This is a genomic window from Halobacillus sp. (genome assembly GCF_049282395.1).
GTDB lineage: Bacteria > Bacillota > Bacilli > Bacillales > Halobacillaceae > Halobacillus.
In genome coordinates this window covers 1-4009 of the sequence record NZ_JBAPTY010000307.1, presented here as the reverse complement: position 1 = coordinate 4009, position 4009 = coordinate 1, and the positions used below count along the sequence as shown (strand labels likewise).

The window sequence follows — 4009 nt, the reverse complement described above, 5'->3', positions numbered from 1 at the left end:
TCTTGCAGCCTTAGAATGGCAACCAGTTTTTCCTTTTCGATCTTTTCTAGTACTGTCATTAAAGTCTCCCCCTCCAAACGTTCCTCATTACGGAACACCGTTCCATTTTATAATTATAAAAAAAGATCAACTACTAAAAAACTAAAGTATTCCAGCTGTTTTTGTCAACTATCTTTCTCTTTTTCAATATCCAAGCCTACGTGAAATCTCAAGTGCGGTATGCAAGAGACTGCCCGTACAAGTTTTAACTTTTTCTTCTGTCATCCTTGAAGTGGAACCAGCCACGCTAATAGCCGCTATCGCTTCACCGCGATGATTCCAAATCGGTGCTGCTGTACAACGGATTCCCTCTTCATGCTCTTCATTATCTATCGAATAACCATGTTTACGTATGTGTTCCAAGTGATTCTTTAGCTCGGCCTTATCCGTAATTGTGTGGGGCGTATACTCCTTTAATGTAAGGATACTCATTAAGTCATCTTGTACTTCACTAGAGACAAAAGCGAGTAGTGCTTTTCCAATCCCCGTGCAATATAGTGGGGCCCGCTTCCCAATGGAAGAATACATACGAATCGGCGCATATCGCTCTACTTTATCTACGTAGATGACTTCTGCCTCTTCTCTTATTCCTAAATGAATAGTCTCGCCTGTCTCCTGGGCGAGCTTAACCAAATAAGGATTTGCAGTTGTTCGGATATCCATGTTTTCCGAGACGGTCTCGCCAAGTTCAAGCAATTTTAATCCCAGACGATACTTCTCAAGCATGTCATCTTGTCTGACATACCCTTTTTGTTTTAATGAAGCCAGCAGTCTATGAACCGTGCTTTTCGCCACATCTAAACGATGAGCAATTTCTGTAACTCCATGCCCTTCAGGGTTCTCTTGTAAAAGCTGAAGAATAGTTAAAGCCCGGTCTACAGATTGTACGGTTGCAGCTGTTCGTTCACTCATTCTTATTCCCCTCCTCTATTAATCATAGCTTATCATATTAAACTTTTCTCCAGGCGAATGATCATTTATTCAATCCGTTCAAGCTAATACACAAGCATCAGTCCTTTGTTCCAGGAGAACTGGAATAGACTTATGCTCTTAGTTAATAAAACGAGGGGAATGGTTAAGAGGTTTCCTATGCTTTTCGACTAAACGGATGAATGATGCGGCTCAAGATCTTCATTAAATTTAAATCTTTATTTGTAATCATACTCTCAATTAACTGAATGTTAATTGACTTTGTAATTAGATCCAAATGATCATTGTTGAATTTCTCCATGGTTCTGCGTAAGGTAAGAGAATCATGATAACTCTGAGAAAGCGGCTTAACAAGTTTAGAGTAATCACCAACACCTGCAATATCATGCGCTGCATAGATTCCTGTCAGCATCGATTCAAATTGGCCAAAGCCAAATACAGGCGTAATAGATCCCCAGCAATTTCCGATAAAAAATGTATTTCCAATTCGATCGGTTTCTGTCTTTCCAATGCGATAATCCTTTATGGAATACTCATTGATAATTGCAAATTCTTGATCCAATCGTTTACAACAATCTTCCCAACACATCTTCCATAACTGGTCCTTATCTAAATGCTCATTCTCAGGATATTGTGGATAAACCAGTACAAACGAAGCTTCACAATCAGAATGGGGCAGTAAATAGGCCATTCCTTTAGGAGCATAATCGTGATTAAAAAACACATGAGCCTCTGTCCTATTAAAATCGCCCCTGATGACTGCTCCTTTAAAACTTGCTTTAAAAGCAACGTCATAGGGCTGGATTTTTTTTGTATCCAGTGGATCACCTGTAGCTAAAACGATATGCGTGTATTCCTTTGAGAGTTCCTCATAAGTAACATTCTGGTTATATTTAATTTTTCCTTTCAGCTGACTTTCCATTTGCTTTTCATAAGAATCAGGGTGTTTCCCTCTCATATTGGTGAATCCAAGATGGCCATTGATAAAGGAAGACTCATTTTTTGAATAAAAATATACTTTTTGCAGATTGCTGGAAGGCTTTAAGTGAATATCATGTGTTTCCGATAGAAATTTAATCGCGTCATCATAAGGAGTGTGAAACATGGAAAACATGGCTTCCGCTATGACAAATCGATCACCTACTTCTTCCCGTCTTTCAAAAATATCCGCTTGATATCCATATTTTTCAAGGGTTAATGCACACGAAAGTCCTGCTAGACCGGATCCCATAATTGCTATGTTCATATGCTGACTCCTCCAGAAATTCTTGATTATCTTAGTATGAATAAAAAGAGTCATCTTATACGAAAGATTCCATGAAAGACCGAAAGAAAATTAGTTACACATACAAAAAGGGAACGACCTTAAAAATCGCTCCTTATTAAATATAGGGAATATCATTGTAAGAGGTAGGGTTATTGTTAAACAGGGCCATCTCCGCTCTGTGGTTCATTTAGTTATTTGACTACCTGGACTTTTTTAATCTTCCTGCCTTGAATCTCAAGTATTTTAAATGAAATGCCGTTTCTCTCCAATATGGCTCCCTCTTCAGGAAATACGTTTAACTCTTCTAATAAATACCCTGCCAATACATCTTCTTCTTCAGGTATCTCGGTATCGAATATCGAATTCAATCTCCGCAGAGTTATTTTCCCATCACAAATAACTTCATTTTCAGAAACTTTCTCAATAATCATATCCTCTTGAGTGTCCATCTCATCTTCAATTTCCAGTCCAATCATAGCTTCAATAACATCTTCATGTGTTAAAATCCCTTCAGTGCCGCCATATTCATCGAGCACAATCGCCATATGCTTTTGTTCTCTCGTCATCTTTTTAAATACCCACTCAATTTTTTGGAACTCATAAATGATTAATGGTTCCTTGTAAGTAAAAGCCTCTAATGGTTTTACAGGATCCATGGACCATAAGGTTAAATACTTCGAATGGAAAATGGCTACTATATCATCCACGTCTTTTCTATACACCGGATATCGTGTATAAGGGTTCTGTATTACTATTTCTCTGACTTCATCAAAAGAAGCATCTACGGGAAGAGTAATCATGTCAACCCTGGGGGTCTTCAAAACATCCTTTACATTAAGGTTATAGAAATCCAATACACCTTTGATCCGAAGAGACTCTTCTTCGTTAAAAGCTCCTTCAGAATCTGCAATATCAACCATAGTTCGCAACTCTTCCTTAGAGATGGATACTTCATTAGTGGTACCTTTATCAAGTGCCTTAGTGATAACACCTGTAAGTTTATTCAATACCATGGTGATTGGTTTAAATACAAATATAAAAAAACGAATAACAGGAAACACCATTAGAGAAATGCGATCAGGAAATGCAGCTGCTATGGATTTTGGAATGACTTCAGAGAAGATGATAATCGTCACCGTTAAAATAGCTGAAGCAAGTCCTACACTGAACCCATATTGAATCGCAAGGGTAGTAACAAGAGTGGGCAATAATATATTCGCAATATTATTCCCAATTAATATAGTGGTAATAAACTCACTCGGCTTTGAGACTAGTTGGAGCAAGCTTTCTGCTTTTTTCTCATTATTATTAGCTCTTGATTGTAATTTCATTTTATTTGCAGCTGTCAAAGCTGTTTCGCTCCCTGAAAAGAATAGCGAGAAAAATAATAAAAAAATAATAGCAATAATCAAGTACAGTTTCCTCCTACAATGGACATATTAAAATTTAAAATGAGACTATAATTTCCTTCTTAAAACCGTTTTGCAAGCTAAGATCATTTTGACCCAAAGATTTATTAAAGAAACAGAGGTGCATAAACCCCGGTGAGGCTTGCAACAAAAAACACCATTAATAAGTTTAACAATTTTTCTGTTGTCGAGCGAGTTTGAGCCTTACATATAGAAAGAAAGAGTTAACCCCATCAACCATATATATAAATAAAAAGGCACTGTTATAGTTTATTGTTGATTTTTCATATGAGGCTTATTACGTAATAGGGCCGGGTACCACTGGGGTTTAGAAAGGATCAAGTCCAACACCTGCACTTCTAAA

At 37.4% G+C, this 4009-nt stretch carries 3 protein-coding genes; all 3 read right to left on the bottom strand.

Annotated elements, in window-relative coordinates:
- Positions 1–183: 183 nt before the first annotated feature.
- The 3 genes from WAM07_RS13205 to WAM07_RS13195 all read right to left on the bottom strand — a co-directional run bounded on the left by WAM07_RS13205 (position 184) and on the right by WAM07_RS13195 (position 3648).
- Positions 184–951, bottom strand: coding sequence for an IclR family transcriptional regulator (locus WAM07_RS13205; protein WP_422167542.1), 768 nt, complete (start codon positions 949–951; stop codon positions 184–186).
- A 175-nt stretch (positions 952–1126) separates the two neighbouring features.
- Positions 1127–2215, bottom strand: coding sequence for an FAD-dependent oxidoreductase (locus tag WAM07_RS13200; RefSeq protein WP_422167540.1), 1089 nt, complete (start codon positions 2213–2215; stop codon positions 1127–1129).
- 212 nt (positions 2216–2427) lie between these two features.
- Complete coding sequence (locus tag WAM07_RS13195) at positions 2428–3648, bottom strand: hemolysin family protein (protein WP_422167538.1); 1221 nt, start codon at positions 3646–3648, stop codon at positions 2428–2430.
- Positions 3649–4009 lie beyond the last annotated feature (361 nt).